This is a genomic window from Natronoarchaeum mannanilyticum (assembly GCF_039522665.1).
Lineage (GTDB): Archaea > Halobacteriota > Halobacteria > Halobacteriales > Natronoarchaeaceae > Natronoarchaeum > Natronoarchaeum mannanilyticum.
In genome coordinates this window covers 1-18,928 of the sequence record NZ_BAAADV010000008.1, presented here as the reverse complement: position 1 = coordinate 18,928, position 18,928 = coordinate 1, and the positions used below count along the sequence as shown (strand labels likewise).

The window sequence follows — 18,928 nt, the reverse complement described above, 5'->3', positions numbered from 1 at the left end:
CGGATTTTCATAATCTTGGAATCGTAGCACAATACTAACGGCATCCAGTGCCAACGTACTCCTGTGAGATATCTATGACTGACATCGATCCCGACGACACCGTCGACGCTCGAGGTGCAGCCTGCCCCGGTCCGCTGATGGACCTGATCGGAAAGATGCGAAGCAGCGAGTCCGGCGACGTGATACGGCTCCTGAGCGACAACGATCAGTCGCTCACCGACGTGCCCGAGTGGGCCGAGGAAGCCGGCAACGAGCTGCTCGAGATCGAAGAGCTCGACGATCACACCGCGTTCTACGTGGAGAAAGCATGACGGAACACGTCGTCATCGTCGGCGGCGGGACCGGCGGGACCGTCCTCGCGAACGACCTCGCCGAGCGCCTCGACGCCGAGATCGACGCCGGCGACGTCCGCATCACGCTGGTCAACGACGATCCCGACCACGTCTACAAGCCGGTCTGGCTGTACGTGCCGTTCGGCCAGCGCGAACCCGAGGACGGGCGGCGCCGGCTCGACGAGCTCGTCGACGACGCCGTCGACCTCCGGATCGACCGCGTGACCGACATCGACACGGACAGCCAGCGGCTCCGGTTCCGCGGCGGCGCCCCGTCGGTCGGTTACGACTACCTCGTGCTCGCGACCGGGTCGACGCTGGAACCCGACCGGATTCCCGGTCTCGCTGAGGGAGGCCACAACTACTACAGCGAGGCGGGCGCGACCGATCTCCGCGAGGAACTCCTGGAGTTCACCGAGGGCGAACTCGTGTTGAGCGTCATCGGGACGCCCCACATGTGCCCGGCGGCGCCTCTGGAGTTCGTGTTCATGGCCGACGACTGGTTCCGCGAGCGCGGGCTCCGCGAGGACGTCGACATCACCTACACCTACCCGATCCAGCGCGTCCACGGCAACCCCCACATCGCCGAGTGGGCCCGGCCGATCATGGAGGAGCGCGACATTCGGGTCGAGACGTTCTTCAACGCCGACGAGATCGATCCCGACGCGGAGACGATCACCTCGATGGAGGGGACCGAACTCGACTACGACCTCCTCGTGACGATCCCGCCCCACGGCGGCATCGACCTGATCGAGGAGGCCGGACTCGGCGACGACGGCTGGGTCGACGTCGACAAGCACACGCTCGAAGCTGAGGCTGCCGAAAACGTGTACGCGCTCGGCGACACCGCCGACACCGGCGTTCCCAACGCGGGAAGCGTCGCCCACTACCAGGCCGGTGTCGTCGGCCAGCGCCTCGCCAGCGAGATCCGCGGGCATCCCGCGACGGCGACCTACGACGGCAAGACGCTGTGCTTCATCGAGACGGGGATGGACGCGGCGTCGTTCGTCGAGTTCGACTACGAGAACCCGCCGTCGCCGGCGCCGCCGTCCCAGAAGCTCCACTGGTCGAAGCTGGCGTACAACGAGTCCTACTGGCTCACCGCGCGGGGGCTGCTCTGATCATGTCCGAGGAACAGCTATCCGAGCCGACTGATCTCGAAACGGCGATCGAGCAGAATCCCGAGGCGGTCGCCGAGTTCGTCGAACACCTCGACGCCGTCAACGAGCTGCTGGACGTGCTCTCGCTCGGCGAGAGCGCGCTCTCCGACGAGATGGTCCGAGAACTCTCGGCCACGGGCTCCACGCTCGCCGAGTCCGCCGACGGGATCGCGACCGACGAGACGGTCGCCCTGGCCGAGACGGTCGGCGAGAACGGCGACGAGCTGCGCGAAGCGCTCGACACGCTGATCGTGCTCCAGAAAAGCGGCACGCTCGACGAACTGGCCGAGATCGCGGAGGTCGGGTCGCTGGCGACGGCCGCGCTCGACGACGAGATGGTCACCTCGCTGGCCGGCACCGGCGCCGCGCTCGGCGAGGTCGCGCAGACGGCCGCGGACGACGATACCCGCGACGGCATCGAGACGCTGCTCGACGGCGTCGGCGAGGCCGAGCGCGGCGACCCGGAGCAGGTCGGCCCCGTCGGACTGCTCCGCGGGCTCCGGAATCCGGACGTCCAGCACGGGCTCGGCTACCTGCTGGCGCTTGCAGGTTCGATCGGCCGCCAGCGCTCCGGCGGGAACTCGCGCTGATCGGCCTCGTTTTTGACGTCCGGGTCTGTCGTTTACCGCTGTCGAGATCCGAACAAAGCTATATTGTGCAGTAGTCCCAAGACTATTATACGGCCAGTGCGTAGGTATCTCTAATGGCAACGCAGACGAGGAAGACTGACAGCGTGGTTTCGCTCGGCGACGACGACATCGAGGCGGCCGTCGAGACCGACGGCGTCGCCCTGGCGGAGTTCTACACCGAGTGGTGCGGCTCCTGCCAGCGGATGAAGCCGATCCTCGAGACGATCGCCGCCGACACCGACGCGACGATCCTGACGATCGACGTCGAATCGCACCTCGAAACCGCGATCGAGTTCGGCGCCCAGAGTACGCCGACGTTCGTCCTGTTCGCGGACGGCAAGCCGGTGAAACAGCTCCGGGGAGCACAGGACGAGGGAACGCTCCGGGAGCTGATCGCCAGGTACAGCGACTGATTCGAGAGGACATCGATGAAACCCACAGAACTTCGCGCCGACACGCCCGCACTGCACGAGGACGTCTACCTGAACTTCGGCGCTCACGGCCCGAGTCCGCAGTACGTCGTCGAGACCGAGGACGGTCGCGTCGACCCCGAATCGTTCGCGGAGGCCGTCGACGGCGCGCGACTGGCGTGTTTCAGTGCAGTAACGTGGACACACGGCACCCGGTTGCCCGTCGCCGAGCTCGTCGACATCGCCCACGACGCCGGCGCGCTCGCGCTCGTCGACGCCGTCCAGGTCCCAGGCCAGCTTCCGATGGACGTCGAAGAGTGGGGCGCCGACGCCGTCGCCGCGGCGGGCCACAAGTGGCTCATGGGGCTGTGGGGCGGCGGGTTCCTCTACGTCGACCGCGACGTCGCCGAAACCCTCGCACCGAGGACGGTCGGCTACCGGAGCGTCGAGACGCCGACAGCGGACCCCTACGAGTTCGCGGCCGGCGCCCGGCGGTTCGAGGTCGGGTCGTCGAACCCGGCCCCGCACGTCGCGCTGGCCGAAGCGATCGACGCGATCGACGAGGTCGGCATCGATCGCATCGCGGATCGGATCCGGAAACTGGTGGAACATCTGACCGATAGCGTCCCCGACGATCGGCTTCGCAGCCCCGCGACGCCCGAGTCGGGCCTCGTGACGATCGACGTCGACGAACCGGCCGCGACGGTCGAGCGCCTCGCGTCGGAGGGTATCGTCGTCCGCGCGCTGCCGACGCCGAACGCGATCCGCGCGTCGATCCATGCGGTCAACACCTCGAACGAGGTCGATCAGTTGCTCGACGCGCTCGATTCGGAATGGGAGTAAGCCGGACGCTGCTGTTTTTCCGTCGGCTCACGGTAAGTTACGACTCCGAAATATAGCCAGCTCACGCTAGCCCTCTCTCAGAGTATCGCTGGTCGTAGAACGCGACCGCCGGTACTCGAACGGCATGTGCCAGCTGGTTTCTGGCCGCTGAGAGAAAATTGTGGTCTCGTTGATGATCTCCAGCGATGACGGGTTTTAGGCGTCGTATTGAATAGAACGCGCATATATCGCACGGCGGTCGCACAGGAGTTCACGTACTGGGGTCGGTACAGACAATCTACCGAGCAAGTGCCTTGGACTTCTCTGTCGGTTAATGGGGGGAAAGGACTACGAAATACGGGGATGACTGTGGTATCGCCGTGTCACTCCTTGCTGTGTTCCTTTGACCAGTAATATATCAGGGGTGTTCCCACGATTGTCGGCCATAACCACGCCAGAATACCCAACACGGGGGTGAGATTGACTGCGGACACGGCGCTGATCGTCGCAATAAACGCAGCAATCATCCGTTGAAGATGACTAACTAGCCACTCACCGGATGTATCTCTCTGGAAGGCTCGAATATCCATCGTTCCGAATGTTACTCCAATTCCGCCGAAGACGAGCATCACGAGCCCGAATGAGTTACCGGTGACGACCCAAACAATCCCCCAGACACCCAATCCGAGACACGCCAGCACCACGCTCCCGGTTGCGATCCAATCCAGACGCTGAGGGGTGGCAGCCGGCCGCTTCCGGGAAAGCACGCGATATCCGGAGAACGCAAGATATCCACTGAAGACGGCGACCAACGTGAGAATGATCCGAAATGAGGTCGGATTGAGAGCGAGGAGCACGAACACCGTCCCGACGACGACGCCCATTGAGACGAGGAAGAGTTTGCCAGCTTGTCGGTGTCGGTGTCCTCCTTTCTTCGTCACGAGCGCACCTGTCCCGGCGAGGACGGCCAACACGCCTGCAGCGATATGCACCCACAGTGACCACGCCTCGATGGTTGGCATATCCCCTCTTTATATGTAACCATAATAAACATCCCCGCCTCTCGGAAGGTCTTACGTTCCAACTCTCAATTTCACCGTGCAAAATTCGCACAGCTACTGAACAGCTAGTTCATCCGTCATAGGGGGAAACAAACAAGGTTGCCGTGCTGAACGCGTCCTCTGTATTCAGCACACGGTTCCTATCAACCGATGTGGTTTCAACGGAGAGAAAACTGTCCGGCTCAGCTGATCTGCACGCGACCGCTCTCGTCGACGACGACCTCGTGCCCGCGGTACGTGAAGCGAATTTCGAGCTCTGACGCCGTCGGCTCTTCGAGCAGCGTCTCGAGCGCGTCCGGATCGACGACCTCCGCCAGCGGCGGATTGAGCGCGGCCGGCTCGACGTCCTCCGCTTCGGCGACGGCGTCGACGATTCGTGGGATCGGTCGCTTTGCGAGTGTGTTCATCGGTGAATCAGACGAGCAGCTGGATGTCGGCCTCGGCCATATCCTGGATGGCCGTCGCGGCGCCGACGCCGGTGGTGACGCCGTCGTAGAAGTCGTCCTCGTCGTAGTCCATCAGATCGATCGTCATCTGGCAGGCCTGGAACTCCACGCCCATGTCGAGCGAGGTGTCGATGAGCTCCTCGATCGTCGCGGTGTCGTTGTCGTCGATCTTCTTTTCCATCATCGACGTGGTCACGCGATCCATGCCGGGCAGCGCGGCGACCGCGTTCGGCACGGGCATGTTGGGGTTGCCGACCGAACTCAGCTTGAGGTTCTTCGAGCGCTCCTCGTGGAGGATGTCGAGCCCCCAGAAGGTGTGGAACACCGTCACCTCGTAGCCGAACGCGGCGGCGGTGCTGGCGAGGATCAGCGGCGGGTACGCCATGTCGAGCGTCCCCTTCGTCGCGATGATCGACATCTTCTTCGAGTCGTCGCCGGCGTCGCTCGTCGCCTCCGACAGCTGTTCCTCCAGTTCGTCGATGCGCGCGGCGAGCTCCGCGCGGGAGGGGGCGTCGCCGGCTGACGCGTCTGGTGTGTCCGTGCTCATCGTTACTCCGTCTTCCGCACGTAGTGCTTGTACACGTCGTCGCCCTCCGACTGGTCGACGAGCTCGACGCCGCCGGTGCCCGAGGCCCAGCCGTCGATGTCGCTCATGCTGCCGGGGTCGGTCGCCAGCACCTCGAGAACCTCGCCTTCGGCCAGGTCGTCGATTGCGCCTTTCGTCTTGACGACCGGCATGGGGCACGATGCGCCTTTCACGTCGAGCGTCTCCGCGATGTCGTATTCCGAACTCATGTGTTTTGATCTGCTCCGGTGGTCTGTCTTGGAGCTAACGCACAATACCATCTCCGGGGTTAAAAGAATGTTGGTTCTTGTGAATACGTCGAACATCCAAATGCCAATGAGAAGGTCAGATAGTGTTGTTTACGCGTGTATGGGCCGTATAGGGGATCTCCTTCGGCCAACTGTATTGTGGGGTTACTGAATTTCTATGAAAACCCTTTTGTACGTCACCCCTGTAGATGGGGGTGTACGATGAACGCAGACGACTTTCCCACCCCGGACGTCGAGGTGGCAACGATCGCTCCGGAGACGCTGAAGGACCGCATCGACGCGGGCGAGGAGCTCACGCTCCTCGACGCGCGAATGAGCTCGGACTACGAGGAGTGGCGCATCGACGGCGAGACCGTCGAGTCGATCAACGTCCCCTACTTCGAGTTCCTCGACGACGAGATCGACGAGGACGTCCTCGAGCGGATCCCCGACGACCGCGAGGTCACCGTCCTGTGCGCGAAGGGCGGCGCCAGCGAGTACGTCGCGGGCACGCTCGCCGAGCGCGGCTACGACGTCAACCACCTCGAGGACGGGATGAACGGCTGGGCCAGCATCTACGAGGCCGTCGAGGTCGAGCGCTACGACGGTCCTGGGACGCTCCTGCAGTACCAGCGTCCCTCCTCGGGCTGCCTGGGCTACCTGCTGTACGACGACGGCGAGGCCGCCATCGTCGATCCGCTGCGCGCCTTCACCGACCGCTACCTCGACGACGCCGACGAACTGGGCGTCGACCTGCAGTACGCCATCGACACGCACGTTCACGCAGACCACATCTCGGGCGTCCGAGAACTCGCAGAGTTCTCGGGCTCGTCACGAGCGGAGCGAAGTGACGGTGTGCGCGATCTCGACGCGGAAGGCGTCGAGGGCGTCATCCCCGCGGCCGCTGTCGACCGCGGCATCACTTATGCCGACGATCTGACTACCGCCGAGGACGGCGACACCTTCGCGGTCGGCGACGCCGAAATCGAGACCGTTTACACGCCCGGTCACACGACCGGGATGACCTCCTACCTGCTCGGCGATAGCCTGCTCGCAACCGGCGACGGGCTGTTCGTCGAGTCGGTCGCCCGGCCCGATCTCGAAGAGGGCGACGACGGCGCGCCCGACGCCGCGCGTATGCTGTACGAGTCTCTCCAGGAGCGCGTCCTGGCGCTCGACGATGACGTGCTCGTCGGCGGCGCGCACTTCAGCGATGCCGCCAAGCCCGCCGAGGACGGCACCTACACGGCACCGATCGGCCAGCTCGTCGAGGAGATGGATGCGCTCACGATGGACGAAGACGAGTTCGTCGAGCTGATCCTCTCGGACATGCCGCCCCGACCGGCAAACTACGAGGAGATCATCGCGACGAACCTCGGCCAGGAGTCGGTCGACGACGACGAGGCGTTCACGCTCGAGCTCGGCCCGAACAACTGCGCCGCCAGCCAGGACTCCCTGGCCGGAGACTGAATCGATGGTCGTCGATCCGGTACCGCTCCAGCTGGCCGGCGAGCTGTTCCCCAACGGGATCAGTCGCTACGCCGTCGGCGGACTGCTCGTCGGTCTCGGCGCGGTCGTGATCTACGTCGGGACGGGCATCGCCGCCGGCGCGAGCACGTTCCTCGAGTCGACGCTGTCGTACGTCTCGGACCAGTCGCGGTTCCAGCAGTACGTCGCCTCGCGCGACTGGCGCGTCGTGTTCACGCTCGGGATCATCCTCGGCGGGCTGGCCTTTGCCGCGACCGTCCAGTCCGGAGTCGTCACGACGTCGCTGTACGAGCCCGGAACGACCGGCGAACTCTACGAGGTCGGCGGCCTGACGCTCTGGTCGACCTCGGTCCAGCCCTGGCGGCTGTTCGTGGGCGGCGTCCTGGTCGGGATCGGCACCCGGATCGGCAAAGGGTGTACGTCCGGCCACGGGGTCTGTGGCGTCGGGTCGGCGTCGAAGACGTCGCTCGTCGGCGTCGCGACGTTCCTGACCGTCGCCGTCGTGACCGCCCAGATCGTCGCGGCACTGGGGGTGAGTCCGTAACGTGAGTCAGAATCGTCATCCCCTGTTCATGCCGCTGATCCTGCTCGGCGGCCTGATCTTCGGGTTCGGGCTCGGCTTCAGCCAGATGGCGCGGCCGGAGGTCGTGCTGAACTTCCTGCAGTTCGAGGACTTCGGGCTGCTGTTCGTGATGTTCGGCGCGGCGATCGTCTCCGGAATCGCCTTCGCGGTGATGCCGCGGATCAGCGACGCGGCGCCGCTGACGGGCGATCGGTACGAGCGCCGGCTGAAGCCGTTCGACCGGAACGTCCTGATCGGCGGCGGGATCTTCGGCGTCGGCTGGGGCCTCTCGGGCATCTGTCCGGGCGCGGCCTACGCCAGCCTCGGCGTCGGTAACGTGACGATCCTCTGGGCGCTCGCCGGGATGTTCGTCGGCGCGTACCTCCAGGGGTACTGGCGCAGCCAGTCAGCCGACGCCGGGGCCGCAGTGACGCGCGCCGACTGATCGATTTTTATCTTCGTACTGATGGATATAGCCACTGTCGTTCTCTTCGTCGTCGCAGCGCTCGCCAGCCTGTTTATGGCGTGGGTCATCGGCGCCGGCTCCAGCGGCGCGACTCCGTTCGCACCGGCGGTCGGCGCGAACGCCGTCTCGACGATGCGTGCGGCGTTTATCGTCGGCATCTTCGGCTTCGCCGGCGCCGTCACGCAGGGATCGAACGTCTCGAAAGCCATCGGCAGCGGGCTCGTCGGCGGCATCAGCCTTCCGGTGATGGGCGTCATCGTCGTTCTGCTGATCGGGGCGGGGCTGATGGCGATCGGTATCTGGACCGGCTACCCGATCGCGACGGCCTTCACCGTGACCGGTTCGGTCGTCGGCGTCGGCCTCGCGCTCGGCGGGACACCCGTCTGGCCGAAGTACGCCCAGATCGGCTCGGTCTGGGTGCTGACGCCGTTCGTCGGCGGCGGGATCGCCTACGGGATCGCAAGCGTCCTCCCCCGAGAGGACGTCCCGGAGCGATACAGCGTCCCGGTGTTAGCCGGGCTCGTCGGCGCGGTACTGACCAACGTCGAGTTCTCGTTCCTCGGTCCGGGCGGGACGGCTGGCTCGCTGTCCGGCCTCGCGCGGCGGACGCTCGGCGTCGACGGGCTCGCGGTCCCGGTCCTCGTGACGCTGCTCGCCGCAGTCGGGATCGCCGTCGCGGTGTCGCTGGACATCCGACGAGACAAGTACGGCGGACTGCGACGAGTGCTGCTGTCGCTCGGCGCGCTCGTCGCGTTCTCGGCCGGCGGGAGCCAGGTCGGGTTGGCCGTCGGGCCGCTGCTCCCACTCCTCGACGACGTCGGGATGATCTCGCCGCTCGTCGTGCTCGTCGGCGGCGGACTCGGCATCCTCGTCGGGTCCTGGACCAGCGCCCCGCGGATGATCAAGTCGCTCGCGCGGGACTACTCCTCGCTGGGACCGCGGCGGTCGATCTCGGCGCTCGTCCCCTCGTTTCTCATCGCCCAGCTGGCGGTGCTGCTGGGCGTGCCCGTGTCGTTCAACGAGATCGTCGTCAGCGCGATCATCGGCAGCGGCGCGGCCGTCGGGGGCGGCAGCGCCGTCAGCTCGCGGAAGATGCTCGTGACCGTCGGCGCCTGGGCGGGGTCGCTCGTGCTCGCGCTGGGCCTCGGTTACGCGTCGGTCGCCGTGTTACCGATCGGCTGACGGGAACCCCTCGCAGTTAGGCCGTCCGCGGCGGCGGGACCAGGTAGACGTTCCCTGCTGCTCTGGCAACGATTTCCTCGGAGACGCTTCCGAGCAGCAGCCGCCGGAGCCGGCTCCGGCCGCGCGAGCCGAGCAGCGTCGTCGTGGGTGTGACCGACTCCTCGACGTCGAGAATCTCGTCGGCGGCGTCGCCGTACCGGAGCTCGATGCGTGTGTCGATGTCCCAGTCCTCCAGTCGCTCGGCGAACTCCGAGAGCTGCGCCTCGGGGTCGTCGACGGGGTCTTTCGGCGACTCGACGTGGACGAGCGTCGCTTCCTCGGTCGCGTGGCGCAGATACGAGAACGCCTCGAACGCCCGTTCGGCGTTCTCCGAGAAGTCGGTCGCGTAGAGAACCCGCCGAAAGAGGTGTTCTCGAACCACCTCGGGCTCGTCGGTCGCCCGCTCGACCCGGTTGACCAGCAGCGGGACGACGGTGGTTCGTGCGAGGTTCCGTGCGGTCGATCCGATCACGCGATTTTCGAGCGGGCTCTGTCCTCGCGACCCCACGATCGTCAGCTCGGCCCGGACGGACTCGGCGATGCCGTTGATGCGTCGGTGCGGCGTCCCGCGCACGACGTGGGCCTCGACCTCGAACCCGGCGTCTTCCATCACGTCCCGGTAGCGCTCGAGGGCGCGGCGCCGACGCCCCTCGAAGTCCATCCCCGGCATCCCCGAGTGGACGTTCGACGGCACGACCGTCACGAGGTGGATCTCGTCGACGCCGACGCGCCGGAGGTAGTCCAAGCACGTCTCGTTCTCGATCGCCGCCTCGCTGGCCGCCGACAGGTCGGTCGCGTAGATCGCTCTCACGGTTCTCACGACGTGGCCGTTCGTAATATCGGTTAGCGTGTGAAATTTCCACAGTTGTACGGTCGGGGAAGTTGCGCCCGAACGCCGCGCGCGGCGTGCGCTCCTCTCTCATTTGATCGCGCGCCGAAGTCCCGTATCCACATACGTTACGCGTATATCTCCGTGGGATACGCCGTGTATCCATAGTAGTAATATTGTGTGGTTCGTCCAAAACCGTTATTATCCCCACTCTGCTAGGATAGAGCGAGTACGAAAAAGTATGATCCAGACATTACCGCACAATCGTGACGGTGTGAGAGAATGCTAGATATCAGCGGTCTCCCCGCCGCCGCGGAGGCCGGCGTGTTGATCGGCGCCGTTCTGCTCGAAGCCATCGTGCTCTACGTGGGCTACGGCCTCGCGGAACAGGCGTTCGGGAGTGCAGTGATCGAACGGCTCAAAGGGATCTAACGATGGAGATACTGGGAATCAGCCTGGCGCTGTTGACCCTGTTCGTCGGGTTCGGCCTGCTCATCGGGATCCTCTTCGGATTCTTCGGGATGGGCGGGTCCTTCCTCGTCACGCCCGCGCTCCTCGTGATGGGCTATCCTTCGCGCGTCGCCGTCGGGAGCGGCCTGGCGTTCGTGTTCGGGACGTCCGTGATCGCGACGCTGAAACACCGCGACCTCGGGCAGGTCGACTACAAGCTCGGCGTGTTGATGATCGCCGGCACGACCGCCGGCATCGAGGTCGGCAAGGAGATCGTGCTCCACCTCGAGGAGCTGGGGCTGGCCGGCAGCATCATCAGCGTCACCTACGTGTTCCTGCTGGGCGGCATCGGCGTCTTCGTCACCTACGAGGCGCTGAAAGGCGGCGACGGCGCGGGCGTCGACCACGACGCCGCCGACGCCGATCTCGACGACGCGGACATCCCCGACCTCGCCAAGAAGATCCAGTCGTACCGCGTGCCGCCGATGATGAGCCTTCGCGGCGGCATCTCGGTGTCGCTGTGGATGATCCTCGGCGTCGCGTTCGCGACGGGGCTACTGTCGGGCTTCCTCGGCGTCGGCGGCGGGTTCATCCGGATGCCCGCGCTGTTCTACCTGATCGGCGTGCCGGTGCCGATCGCGGTCGGAACGGACCTCTTCGAGATCGTCTTCTCGGGCGGGATCGGGAGCTTCCTCTACGCGATGGACGGTGGCGTCGACCTCTCGATCGTCCTGCCGCTGCTGGCCGGGAGCGCGCTCGGCGCGCGGGTCGGCTCCGCCGCGACGAGCATCGTCGACGAGGACGAGATCAAGGTGTACTTCGGGCTGATGCTGCTGGGCGGCTCGATCGCCGTCGCCGTCCGCGAAGTCGGGAACGTCTACGGCATCCCGATCTTCGACACCGTCAGTCTGGTGTTGATCCTCGGCTCGGCGCTGATGGTCAGCGGGGCCGTCGTTTACAGCAGCGTCACCGCGCTGCGCGAGGAGCCGACGTCGGCGGCGTCGCCGACCGAAGACTGAGCCGATCGCAGGATTGTACAATCTCTACACAAGTCTTTTAACGGCGTAGTGCGTACGTGAACGTGATAACAATGCCAGATTCGATGTCCGAACAACTCAGGCAGGATATGGAGTGCGAGGGGCTCCTCGAGTGTTTCCACGGGCTCAAACAGCTCGACAAGGAGTGCTTCCAGGCGCTCGTCGAGACCGAAGAGCCGCTCACCGTCGACGAGATCGCCGAGGCCGTCGACCGCGAACGGTCGACCGCCTACCGGGCGGTCCAGCGGCTGCTCCAGACCGGCTTCATCCAGAAAGAGCAGGTCAACTACGAGCAGGGCGGCTACTACCACGTCTACGAGCCGACCGACCCCTCGAAGATCGCCGACGACATGCAGCGGATGCTCAACGACTGGTACGCGAAGATGGGCCAGCTCATCGGCGAGTTCGAGACGAAGTACGAGCAGCAAGACGCCGCGTCGGCGTCCGCCGAGAGCTGATTCGGCGGTTTCTCCGATATCTCCGGTTCGCCGTTCTCTCCGTCTTCCCATCGGTCGATCGTGCTCCTTTTGATCCGCCTCTGTCCCCGGGAGAAGCGTGGGGGCTCGCAAAATAGTATTGTGTGATTCATCCAAAACTCTTAACTACTACCGTCCCGTACTAGACGGTGATGACAGTCGAAACCGCTTCCGACGCAAGCACAGCCACGCCCGACGAACCGGTCTACGTGAACGGGCAGGACGAGCTCGACGACACCGTCGCCGACTACGACGTCGTACTCGCGGACTTCTACGCGGACTGGTGCGGTCCGTGCCAGATGCTCGAACCGGTCGTCGAGACGCTCGCCGAGGAAACTGACGCCGCCGTCGCCAAGATCGACGTCGACGCCAATCAGCAACTCGCCGGCGCGTACGGCGTCCGCGGCGTCCCGACGCTCGTGCTGTTCGCCGACGGCGAGCAAGCCGAGCAGGTGGTCGGCGTCCAGTCCGAGGACCAGCTGCGGTCGCTGATCGAGGGGTACACCGAGTAAATGACCGGCGAACGACGCGACCTCGTCATCGCCGGATCGGGCGTCGCGGGGCTCTCCGCGGCGGTGTACGCCGCCCGCGCCGACCTCGACCCGCTCGTCCTCGAAGGCGACGAGCCGGGCGGCCAGCTGACGCTCACGACCGACGTCGAGAACTATCTCGGCTTCCCCGACGGCGTCGGCGGCATGGAGCTCATCCAGCGCGGGAAGGAACAGGCCGAGCAGTTCGGCGCCGAGTTCCGGCACGGTAGCATCGAGACGGCGGACGTCGACGGTCGGCCGTTCGAGCTCACGCTGTCGACCGGAGACACGGTGCAAACGCGTGCACTGGTCGTCGCCACCGGCGCGAGCGCTCGATGGGTCGGCGCCGAGAACGAGGCGGAGCTGATGGGATACGGCCTCTCGACGTGTGCTACCTGCGACGGAGCGTTCCATCGGGGCGACGACGTGCTGGTCGTCGGGGGCGGCGACTCCGCGATGGAGGAGGCGCTGTTCCTCGCGAAGTTCGCCGACTCGGTGACGGTCGTCCACCGCCGCGAGGAACTTCGCGCGTCCGAGATCATGGCCGATCGTGCACGCGCCCACGACGACATCGAGTTCCGCTGGAACACGGAACTGCTGGCACTCGAGGGGTCTCAGGAGGACGGCGTGACCGGTGCGACGCTGGTCTCTCACCCGGACGGGTATCCGGTCGAGAAGTACGAGGCGGGCGACGACGTGACCCGCGCGGACGTCGACGTCGGCGGCGTGTTCTACGCCATCGGCCACGAGCCCAACACCGACTTCCTCCGAGAAACGCCGGTCGAACTCGACGACGACGGGTACGTCCGGACGGCGCCCACGGGCGACGCCGCGATGACGACGGAGACGGCGGTCGACGGCATCTTCGCGGCCGGCGACGTGATGGACCGCACGTACCAGCAAGCGGTCACTGCCGCCGGCACGGGGAGCATGGCCGCCCTCGACGCCGAAGCGTGGCTCGAAGAGGACGCCCCGACGGCGGCGACGGTCAGCGACCCCGTCACCTCCGAAGCGGGGGACTGATGATCTGTCGGCGGAAGCGGTGTTCCTGTCTTTCGTCCCTCTTCAGGCAACGGTCGGCCCGCTGCAATTCTAACACGGTCGGGGGCGTTTCACAGAGGGTCACAGGAAGAGGGCAGGAATCGTGTTCCTGAAGATGTTGAGAGAGATAACGAACAGGAGCGCGACGACGAACCAGTTGAACTTCTGTTCGTCTACTTCTAGCCGCCGCAAGTAGGTTCCGAGGAGGAGGCCGACGATCGTGACGACCGCGATCACCGATCCGAGCCACAATCGATACGTCGTCAGGAGATCGGTGAACAGAGCCATCTGCACGATTCGGATCGTAAAAATCGCCCCGAGGACCATCGACAGACCGCCGATGTACCGTTCGGTATCTCTCTCGAAAGTGTGGAAGTACGCCGGGAGAAGCGGACCGAGGTTCGCCACTGCCAACAGGAATCCTTCGAGGAACCCAGCTGTACTAAGAGCGACCGGGTTGTGTGAGCGTTCGACCGTCACGAAGTCCTGGACGACCTGAAAGACGACGTACCCGAAGATGATGAGCCCGATAACGAAGGGTACGGCCGGACCTGTACTGAACTCGGCCAAGAACGCGACCCCGAGAACGGTACCAACGATAGCGAGCAGAAGGAGTATCCACTCCTCTCGTACGAACGTCCATCCAGTGTCTGTCTCCCCGACCTGAAACATATTGATCATCCACGGAGGGATCGTGAGGACGACGACGGCGAACGTCGGATCGACCACCAGGGCGAATATCGGGGTTGTGATGAGCGCGTATCCGAATCCGACCATCCCTTTGACGACACCTGCAACGATTGCTACGACGATGAACATCCCCAACAGCCCAAGCGATACGTCAGACTGGATCCCCTTGCCCAGGTTATCCATCCCGGGGAAGAAGACGATAGAGCTCACAACGACAGCAAGCGTCGCGAAAACCATCATCACCTCTCGGTACTGGAATTCGAAGAAGTTCCGGAGGAACTGTTCGACATCGATAGTAGAGTCTGGAGCGCTCATAGTGGTTCGATTTCGGGTAACGGCGGCGCGGAATCGCCTTTGCGGTCTTTAGTGCTGACGGTCGTATCCCACTATCTTCTTCGGCGAAATCTACGGAGTTTTAGGTCGAAACCAGACTCATGAAGCAACGGATACGGACAGAGTAGAAGCGGCTACGCACTATACACCTGGAACTTGTCCGTCATAGCCTCTGGTAACATTTTCCGGGATCAATCGAAGGGATGAGTGCTTCTCAACGAAACCGCGTAAGGGATGTCGTAGCGGTCGAGGCAAGCCTTTGACAGGCATCATCGTCTCGGTCTCCTCGTCTTCGGTTTCTGGTTCCTATTTCCACTACCACACTCTGGTACGTATGAACCGCCCCTTGATTGGGGATTCGAGACGGGACGGACCGCTGCTAATTTCGGTCCCAGTTCATAACTCAATTCCCCACCATACTGTGCAGCAATTGTGCTTAAGACGTTCAAGACTGTACGTCCAAAGGGTAACAATGTTCGAGAAAATCACTGCTCGAGAGTTGGCGGACAGGCAGGACTCGGACGACGATAACTACACACTCATCGACACGCGTCCCGAGGAGAGTTACGAAGCGTGGCATATCACGGGGGCGGAGAACATCCCGTTCGGGCCGGCAGAAACCTTGGACGATGACCAGCGAGAAGTGATCGACGAGCGAGCCGACGGGGACGAGATAATCACGATCTGTGGGAAGGGCGCAACGTCGTCGGCGCTCGCCTCCGAGTTGGATGCCAACGACTACGACGACGTTGCGGTCGTCAAAGGCGGGATGCGTGACTGGAATTCCCTTTACGAGTCTGCTCGCGTCGACACCGAGAACGATGACCTCGTTATCATCCAGTTCCAGCGCCGAGCAAAAGGCTGTCTCAGTTACCTCGTCGGGTCACGAAGCGCCGGGGAAGCCGCCGTCGTCGATCCAACTCGCCACACTGACCAGTATATAACGACGACCGCCGAAGAAGGGCTAGAGATCACGCAGGTAATGGATACTCACGTCCATGCAGATCACATTTCTGGCGGTCACGACCTCGCAACAAAACTTGACGTTCCGTACCGTCTCGGCAACCATGCAACCGACCGAAACCTCAGTTATGAGTTCGATCCCTTGACGGACGGCGACACGGTCTCGGTTGGCGATGTCGAGATCGAAGTGCTGTACACGCCTGGCCACACTACTGAGATGGTCAACTACCGTATCGACGACGAAGCGATACTGACGGGCGACGCTCTGTTCCTCGACTCGGTTGGCCGCACGGAACTGGAATTCGGTGAGGAGGAAGCCGAAGAAGGCGCGAGGATGCAGTACGAGACGCTCCACGACACCTTGCTAGAACTTCCGGACGAGCTCACAGTGCTGCCGGGGCACGTCACGGTGAACAACGACGGCACCTATGAGAACGGGGCGCCGGGCGAACTCGTCGGCGCGTCACTCGCGGATGTCCGCAGCAGTCTCGACCTGGCTGATCTCGACGAGGCCGCGTTCGTCGAGCGGTTGATCGAAAACATTCCCGAAAAGCCGGATAACTACGAGACGATCATCAGCATCAACCGTGGCAAGGAGAGTGTCGAGAGTAGTCGCGATGCTACGATGCTCGAGACCGGTGCCAACAACTGCGCTGCCTGACGTCGTCGGTTCTGTCAGCGCGGGCTGGGTTCATTGTTTCCGGGTCTTTCGGAGGTCGTCAGTTTGTAGTTCTCATCTACCCGTGTCAGGTTCGGGGCTGAACCGCAACGACGACCGGACGAGATACGAACCACCAACAATAGCTGAAATGAAGACTCCTATCATGATTCGAATGCTTCGTTCGTTGGCCACGTTTCCGACGCGAATGCCCTATCCTGGACATGTACCGATAGCAGTTGAGTGTTGCAGAAGGTGTACGGACGTAGGTGCGTGAATAGTATATCAGTCGGCTGAAGTCGACCAGATGTCCTAATCCGGGGCGGCATACAGTCATTCTGTTGCCGAAACCCCCTCATCGACTTGCTGCGGGGAGGCCATCTATGACCGCCATTTTGTGCTCTGAGAGCGGCCTACAAGAGTAATGACTCGACCATACATGATTACCAGAACGACGGCAGCACTTCTTCCCGGTACAGCTCTAGGAGCGCGTCCTGGTCGTCCCCGATCTGCATGACGTAAACGTGATCGTACCCCGCATCGATCGCCTCTTGGATCGCGTCGATGTGCTGCTGGGCGTCCGGCGTGGTCAGGATGCTCCCCTCCGCGATGTCGTTCTCCGAAACCATCTGGGTCGCCTGCTCGAAGTGGGTCGGCGTCGGCAGGATGGAGCTCAGTTCCCCCGGCAGGGCCGAGTTCGGCCATTTCTCGTGGGCGGTGGCGACGGCCTCGTCCTCGCTGTCGGCGACGCAGGCCTGGAGCTGGCAGAACCGCGGCCCCTCCCCGCCGTGTTGTTCCCACGTTTTGACGACGTCCTGCGGGCCCACGGACCAGAATCCGTCGCCGAACTCTGCCGCCGCCTTTGCGGCGCGCTCGCCGTAGGCCGACACGCAGATCGGCGGTCGTTCCTCCGGGAGCGTGAACAGCGTCGCGTTCTCGACGGTGTAGTGTTTTCCGTGGTGGCTGACCTGCTCGCCCGTCCAGAGCTTGTCGACCACCTCGACCGCTTCCTCGAGCATCTCCAGGCGCACTTCGTGCTCCGGCCAGTGGTCGCCGAGAACGTGTTCGTTGAGCGCCTCGCCCGTCCCGACGCCGGCGAAGAACTGTCGGCCGTCGAACATCGCGGCCGTCGTCGCGGCCGCCTGCGCGTAGACCGCCGGGTGGACGCGCACGATCGGCGCCGAGACGCCCACGCCGACGTCGATCTCGTCGGTCGCCGCGGCGACGCCGCCGAGGGTCGACCAGACGAACGGCGCTTCCCCCTGCGCGCTCACCCACGGGTGGAAGTGATCCGAGATCGAGAGGAAATCGAAGCCGATCTCCTCGGCCCGCGTCGCGTACTCGACCAGATCGTTCGGGTGATGCTCCTCGCTCGAGAGGGTGAATCCGATGTCGGTCATCGTTCGGTGGCCCCCGCGAACTCGTCGACGATCGCGTCTGTGAACGCGTCCAGGTCGTCGGGGTCGCGGCTCGTCACGACGCTGTCGTCGACGACGCCGGCTTCGACTAGCGTCCACGGGCCGTGGCAGATGGATCCGAGCGCGCCGTCGGCCGCGCGGTGATGCTCTAGCAGCTCGACGGCATCCTCGTCGGCGCGAAGCGTGTCAGCACCCACGATCCCGCCGGGAACGATCCGCCCGTCGCACTCGTCCGCGGCCGCCTCCGAGAACGTTTTGTCGACGCCGTACGCGTCGGATTCGTCGAGATCGTTGTTCACGGTCCGGGCGTCGTCGGCGTCGCCGCCGAGAACGTCGACGTCGGCTCCGGCGTCCGACATGGCCGCCTTCGGCTCAGTGAACTCGACCTCCTTGGTGCTCTCCTGTGCGACGAACACCCCCACTTTCACGCCGTCGAGCTCCTGTCGGTCTGATGCGCTCATACGGATATAGACGCCACGGTTCTGGGGTTAAAGCTATTTTACAGTGCTCGGTAAGTGTCGGACGATTAGCTATCGAGGTGATCGGTCGTCTTTCCGATGCTAGCGCCGCCGCGCGTCCTCTCCTTGTTGAGCGCGTTGCTCATGTGCGGTTAGTACCCTCTTGCGAGCGGTCGCGCACGCACGCGCGATCTTTTCGAGCGCTTGGCTGAGCTCGCCGATGGAGTTCCGGTCGAACGTAGCGCACCAGAACGAGTCGTGAGGATGGAGATGTGTGTGGTCCGTACCCTTGCGTAGATATCACGAACGGCATCTAATGCAACGGCGTTTTATATCCCCGGTGCATTCGATATTGATGTGAACGCGTCGCCGGCTACGAAAGGCCGGTGACAAGAGATGAGGATTCCACCCCTGCGGTCCGCCGTACAGATGGGATCTGACGTTAGCCTTGGTAGTTCGGTGACACCCATCCGATCGACGGATTGTGTGTTCACCGATCTACGGACCCATGCAATAGACGATCGTGGTCCCTGACGGGGACCACACATTATGGTGTTGTCTCCCTTTGGGAGACATCCCGCCCACCGCCCCCACTCTGGGGGCACATTCCGGTTGATCCTGCCGGAGGCCATTGC

General features: G+C 63.9%; 23 protein-coding genes. 15 read left to right on the top strand and 8 right to left on the bottom strand.

Features of this window, described 5'->3' with window-relative positions; genetic code table 11:
• The first annotated feature begins 74 nt into the window (after positions 1 to 74).
• The 5 genes from ABDZ81_RS16810 to ABDZ81_RS16790 all read left to right on the top strand — a co-directional run bounded on the left by ABDZ81_RS16810 (position 75) and on the right by ABDZ81_RS16790 (position 3,374).
• On the top strand, positions 75 to 311 hold the full coding sequence (locus tag ABDZ81_RS16810) for a sulfurtransferase TusA family protein (protein WP_343775397.1): 237 nt from the start codon (positions 75 to 77) through the stop codon (positions 309 to 311).
• Entirely contained in the window at positions 308 to 1,453 is a 1,146-nt protein-coding gene (locus tag ABDZ81_RS16805; RefSeq protein ID WP_343775395.1) for an NAD(P)/FAD-dependent oxidoreductase, read from the top strand. Before ABDZ81_RS16810 ends, ABDZ81_RS16805 begins: the two co-directional genes overlap by 4 nt.
• Positions 1,454 to 1,455: 2 nt before the next feature.
• Positions 1,456 to 2,082 (top strand): helical membrane plugin domain-containing protein, encoded by a 627-nt coding sequence (locus ABDZ81_RS16800; RefSeq protein ID WP_343775393.1) that lies wholly within the window; start codon positions 1,456 to 1,458, stop codon positions 2,080 to 2,082.
• A 113-nt stretch (positions 2,083 to 2,195) separates the two neighbouring features.
• Positions 2,196 to 2,534 carry a thioredoxin family protein gene (locus tag ABDZ81_RS16795; protein ID WP_343775390.1) on the top strand — a complete coding sequence of 113 codons (339 nt, stop codon included), beginning with the start codon at positions 2,196 to 2,198 and terminating at the stop codon, positions 2,532 to 2,534.
• Positions 2,535 to 2,549: 15 nt separating this feature from the next.
• The gene (locus ABDZ81_RS16790) at positions 2,550 to 3,374 is read left to right on the top strand and encodes an aminotransferase class V-fold PLP-dependent enzyme (RefSeq protein WP_343775388.1); all 825 of its coding nucleotides are present in this window, start codon (positions 2,550 to 2,552) and stop codon (positions 3,372 to 3,374) included.
• A gap of 362 nt (positions 3,375 to 3,736) precedes the next feature.
• On the opposite strand, the gene ABDZ81_RS16785 is transcribed toward ABDZ81_RS16790, so the two are convergent.
• From ABDZ81_RS16785 to ABDZ81_RS16770, 4 genes are all read right to left on the bottom strand, one after another.
• Positions 3,737 to 4,375 (bottom strand): DUF2306 domain-containing protein, encoded by a 639-nt coding sequence (locus ABDZ81_RS16785; protein ID WP_343775386.1) that lies wholly within the window; start codon positions 4,373 to 4,375, stop codon positions 3,737 to 3,739.
• Between the two features lie 221 nt (positions 4,376 to 4,596).
• Complete coding sequence (locus ABDZ81_RS16780; protein WP_343775384.1) at positions 4,597 to 4,821, bottom strand: HalOD1 output domain-containing protein; 225 nt, start codon at positions 4,819 to 4,821, stop codon at positions 4,597 to 4,599.
• Positions 4,822 to 4,828: 7 nt separating this feature from the next.
• On the bottom strand, positions 4,829 to 5,407 hold the full coding sequence (locus ABDZ81_RS16775) for a DsrE/DsrF/DrsH-like family protein (protein ID WP_343775382.1): 579 nt from the start codon (positions 5,405 to 5,407) through the stop codon (positions 4,829 to 4,831).
• A gap of 2 nt (positions 5,408 to 5,409) precedes the next feature.
• Positions 5,410 to 5,655, bottom strand: coding sequence for a sulfurtransferase TusA family protein (locus ABDZ81_RS16770; RefSeq protein ID WP_226007105.1), 246 nt, complete (start codon positions 5,653 to 5,655; stop codon positions 5,410 to 5,412).
• A 240-nt stretch (positions 5,656 to 5,895) separates the two neighbouring features.
• On the opposite strand from ABDZ81_RS16770, the gene ABDZ81_RS16765 reads away from it, so the two are divergent.
• The 4 genes from ABDZ81_RS16765 to ABDZ81_RS16750 are packed head-to-tail and all read left to right on the top strand — an operon-like array spanning position 5,896 to position 9,371.
• The gene (locus ABDZ81_RS16765; protein ID WP_343775378.1) at positions 5,896 to 7,143 is read left to right on the top strand and encodes an MBL fold metallo-hydrolase; all 1,248 of its coding nucleotides are present in this window, start codon (positions 5,896 to 5,898) and stop codon (positions 7,141 to 7,143) included.
• A 4-nt stretch (positions 7,144 to 7,147) separates the two neighbouring features.
• A complete protein-coding gene (locus ABDZ81_RS16760; RefSeq protein ID WP_343775376.1) occupies positions 7,148 to 7,705 on the top strand; it encodes a YeeE/YedE family protein in 558 nt (185 codons plus the stop codon).
• A 1-nt stretch (position 7,706) separates the two neighbouring features.
• On the top strand, positions 7,707 to 8,168 hold the full coding sequence (locus ABDZ81_RS16755) for a DUF6691 family protein (RefSeq protein ID WP_343775374.1): 462 nt from the start codon (positions 7,707 to 7,709) through the stop codon (positions 8,166 to 8,168).
• Positions 8,169 to 8,189: 21 nt separating this feature from the next.
• Complete coding sequence (locus tag ABDZ81_RS16750) at positions 8,190 to 9,371, top strand: inorganic phosphate transporter (protein ID WP_343775372.1); 1,182 nt, start codon at positions 8,190 to 8,192, stop codon at positions 9,369 to 9,371.
• Positions 9,372 to 9,387: 16 nt separating this feature from the next.
• Here ABDZ81_RS16750 and ABDZ81_RS16745 read toward each other — a convergent pair whose 3' ends face one another.
• Positions 9,388 to 10,221 (bottom strand): universal stress protein, encoded by an 834-nt coding sequence (locus tag ABDZ81_RS16745; RefSeq protein WP_343775370.1) that lies wholly within the window; start codon positions 10,219 to 10,221, stop codon positions 9,388 to 9,390.
• A gap of 300 nt (positions 10,222 to 10,521) precedes the next feature.
• Between ABDZ81_RS16745 and ABDZ81_RS16740 the strand changes: the two genes are divergently transcribed.
• From ABDZ81_RS16740 to ABDZ81_RS16720, 5 genes are all read left to right on the top strand, one after another.
• Entirely contained in the window at positions 10,522 to 10,671 is a 150-nt protein-coding gene (locus ABDZ81_RS16740; protein ID WP_343775367.1) for a DUF7512 family protein, read from the top strand.
• Positions 10,672 to 10,673: 2 nt separating this feature from the next.
• Positions 10,674 to 11,708, top strand: a complete 1,035-nt coding sequence (locus ABDZ81_RS16735) for a sulfite exporter TauE/SafE family protein (protein WP_343775364.1) — start codon at positions 10,674 to 10,676, stop codon at positions 11,706 to 11,708.
• Positions 11,709 to 11,779: 71 nt separating this feature from the next.
• On the top strand, positions 11,780 to 12,184 hold the full coding sequence (locus ABDZ81_RS16730) for a helix-turn-helix domain-containing protein (RefSeq protein ID WP_343775361.1): 405 nt from the start codon (positions 11,780 to 11,782) through the stop codon (positions 12,182 to 12,184).
• A gap of 170 nt (positions 12,185 to 12,354) precedes the next feature.
• Positions 12,355 to 12,714, top strand: a complete 360-nt coding sequence (trxA, locus tag ABDZ81_RS16725) for a thioredoxin (RefSeq protein WP_343775359.1) — start codon at positions 12,355 to 12,357, stop codon at positions 12,712 to 12,714.
• Positions 12,715 to 13,755 carry an NAD(P)/FAD-dependent oxidoreductase gene (locus ABDZ81_RS16720; RefSeq protein ID WP_343775356.1) on the top strand — a complete coding sequence of 347 codons (1,041 nt, stop codon included), beginning with the start codon at positions 12,715 to 12,717 and terminating at the stop codon, positions 13,753 to 13,755.
• Between the two features lie 99 nt (positions 13,756 to 13,854).
• Here the strand turns inward: ABDZ81_RS16720 and ABDZ81_RS16715 are convergent, their stop codons facing one another.
• On the bottom strand, positions 13,855 to 14,778 hold the full coding sequence (locus ABDZ81_RS16715; protein WP_343775353.1) for a sulfite exporter TauE/SafE family protein: 924 nt from the start codon (positions 14,776 to 14,778) through the stop codon (positions 13,855 to 13,857).
• 490 nt (positions 14,779 to 15,268) lie between these two features.
• Here ABDZ81_RS16715 and ABDZ81_RS16710 point away from each other — a divergent pair, with 490 nt between their 5' ends.
• Complete coding sequence (locus tag ABDZ81_RS16710; RefSeq protein WP_343775350.1) at positions 15,269 to 16,420, top strand: MBL fold metallo-hydrolase; 1,152 nt, start codon at positions 15,269 to 15,271, stop codon at positions 16,418 to 16,420.
• Positions 16,421 to 16,860: 440 nt separating this feature from the next.
• Here ABDZ81_RS16710 and ABDZ81_RS16705 read toward each other — a convergent pair whose 3' ends face one another.
• On the bottom strand, positions 16,861 to 17,817 hold the full coding sequence (locus ABDZ81_RS16705) for a TIGR03557 family F420-dependent LLM class oxidoreductase (RefSeq protein ID WP_343775348.1): 957 nt from the start codon (positions 17,815 to 17,817) through the stop codon (positions 16,861 to 16,863).
• The gene (locus ABDZ81_RS16700; protein ID WP_343775346.1) at positions 17,814 to 18,296 is read right to left on the bottom strand and encodes a DJ-1/PfpI family protein; all 483 of its coding nucleotides are present in this window, start codon (positions 18,294 to 18,296) and stop codon (positions 17,814 to 17,816) included. Before ABDZ81_RS16700 ends, ABDZ81_RS16705 begins: the two co-directional genes overlap by 4 nt.
• Between the last annotated feature and the right edge of the window lie 632 nt (positions 18,297 to 18,928).

What these genes read in the sequence shown, in the direction of transcription:
- ABDZ81_RS16810 (WP_343775397.1), top strand. Translation starts at nt 75, where the DNA reads ATGACTGACATCGATCCCGACGACACCGTCGACGCTCGAGGTGCAGCC.
- ABDZ81_RS16805 (WP_343775395.1), top strand. Translation starts at nt 308, where the DNA reads ATGACGGAACACGTCGTCATCGTCGGCGGCGGGACCGGCGGGACCGTC.
- ABDZ81_RS16800 (WP_343775393.1), top strand. Translation starts at nt 1,456, where the DNA reads ATGTCCGAGGAACAGCTATCCGAGCCGACTGATCTCGAAACGGCGATC.
- ABDZ81_RS16795 (WP_343775390.1), top strand. Translation starts at nt 2,196, where the DNA reads ATGGCAACGCAGACGAGGAAGACTGACAGCGTGGTTTCGCTCGGCGAC.
- ABDZ81_RS16790 (WP_343775388.1), top strand. Translation starts at nt 2,550, where the DNA reads ATGAAACCCACAGAACTTCGCGCCGACACGCCCGCACTGCACGAGGAC.
- ABDZ81_RS16785 (WP_343775386.1), bottom strand. Translation starts at nt 4,375, where the DNA reads ATGCCAACCATCGAGGCGTGGTCACTGTGGGTGCATATCGCTGCAGGC.
- ABDZ81_RS16780 (WP_343775384.1), bottom strand. Translation starts at nt 4,821, where the DNA reads ATGAACACACTCGCAAAGCGACCGATCCCACGAATCGTCGACGCCGTC.
- ABDZ81_RS16775 (WP_343775382.1), bottom strand. Translation starts at nt 5,407, where the DNA reads ATGAGCACGGACACACCAGACGCGTCAGCCGGCGACGCCCCCTCCCGC.
- ABDZ81_RS16770 (WP_226007105.1), bottom strand. Translation starts at nt 5,655, where the DNA reads ATGAGTTCGGAATACGACATCGCGGAGACGCTCGACGTGAAAGGCGCA.
- ABDZ81_RS16765 (WP_343775378.1), top strand. Translation starts at nt 5,896, where the DNA reads ATGAACGCAGACGACTTTCCCACCCCGGACGTCGAGGTGGCAACGATC.
- ABDZ81_RS16760 (WP_343775376.1), top strand. Translation starts at nt 7,148, where the DNA reads ATGGTCGTCGATCCGGTACCGCTCCAGCTGGCCGGCGAGCTGTTCCCC.
- ABDZ81_RS16750 (WP_343775372.1), top strand. Translation starts at nt 8,190, where the DNA reads ATGGATATAGCCACTGTCGTTCTCTTCGTCGTCGCAGCGCTCGCCAGC.
- ABDZ81_RS16740 (WP_343775367.1), top strand. Translation starts at nt 10,522, where the DNA reads ATGCTAGATATCAGCGGTCTCCCCGCCGCCGCGGAGGCCGGCGTGTTG.
- ABDZ81_RS16735 (WP_343775364.1), top strand. Translation starts at nt 10,674, where the DNA reads ATGGAGATACTGGGAATCAGCCTGGCGCTGTTGACCCTGTTCGTCGGG.
- ABDZ81_RS16730 (WP_343775361.1), top strand. Translation starts at nt 11,780, where the DNA reads ATGCCAGATTCGATGTCCGAACAACTCAGGCAGGATATGGAGTGCGAG.
- trxA (WP_343775359.1), top strand. Translation starts at nt 12,355, where the DNA reads ATGACAGTCGAAACCGCTTCCGACGCAAGCACAGCCACGCCCGACGAA.
- ABDZ81_RS16720 (WP_343775356.1), top strand. Translation starts at nt 12,715, where the DNA reads ATGACCGGCGAACGACGCGACCTCGTCATCGCCGGATCGGGCGTCGCG.
- ABDZ81_RS16715 (WP_343775353.1), bottom strand. Translation starts at nt 14,778, where the DNA reads ATGAGCGCTCCAGACTCTACTATCGATGTCGAACAGTTCCTCCGGAAC.
- ABDZ81_RS16710 (WP_343775350.1), top strand. Translation starts at nt 15,269, where the DNA reads ATGTTCGAGAAAATCACTGCTCGAGAGTTGGCGGACAGGCAGGACTCG.
- ABDZ81_RS16705 (WP_343775348.1), bottom strand. Translation starts at nt 17,817, where the DNA reads ATGACCGACATCGGATTCACCCTCTCGAGCGAGGAGCATCACCCGAAC.
- ABDZ81_RS16700 (WP_343775346.1), bottom strand. Translation starts at nt 18,296, where the DNA reads ATGAGCGCATCAGACCGACAGGAGCTCGACGGCGTGAAAGTGGGGGTG.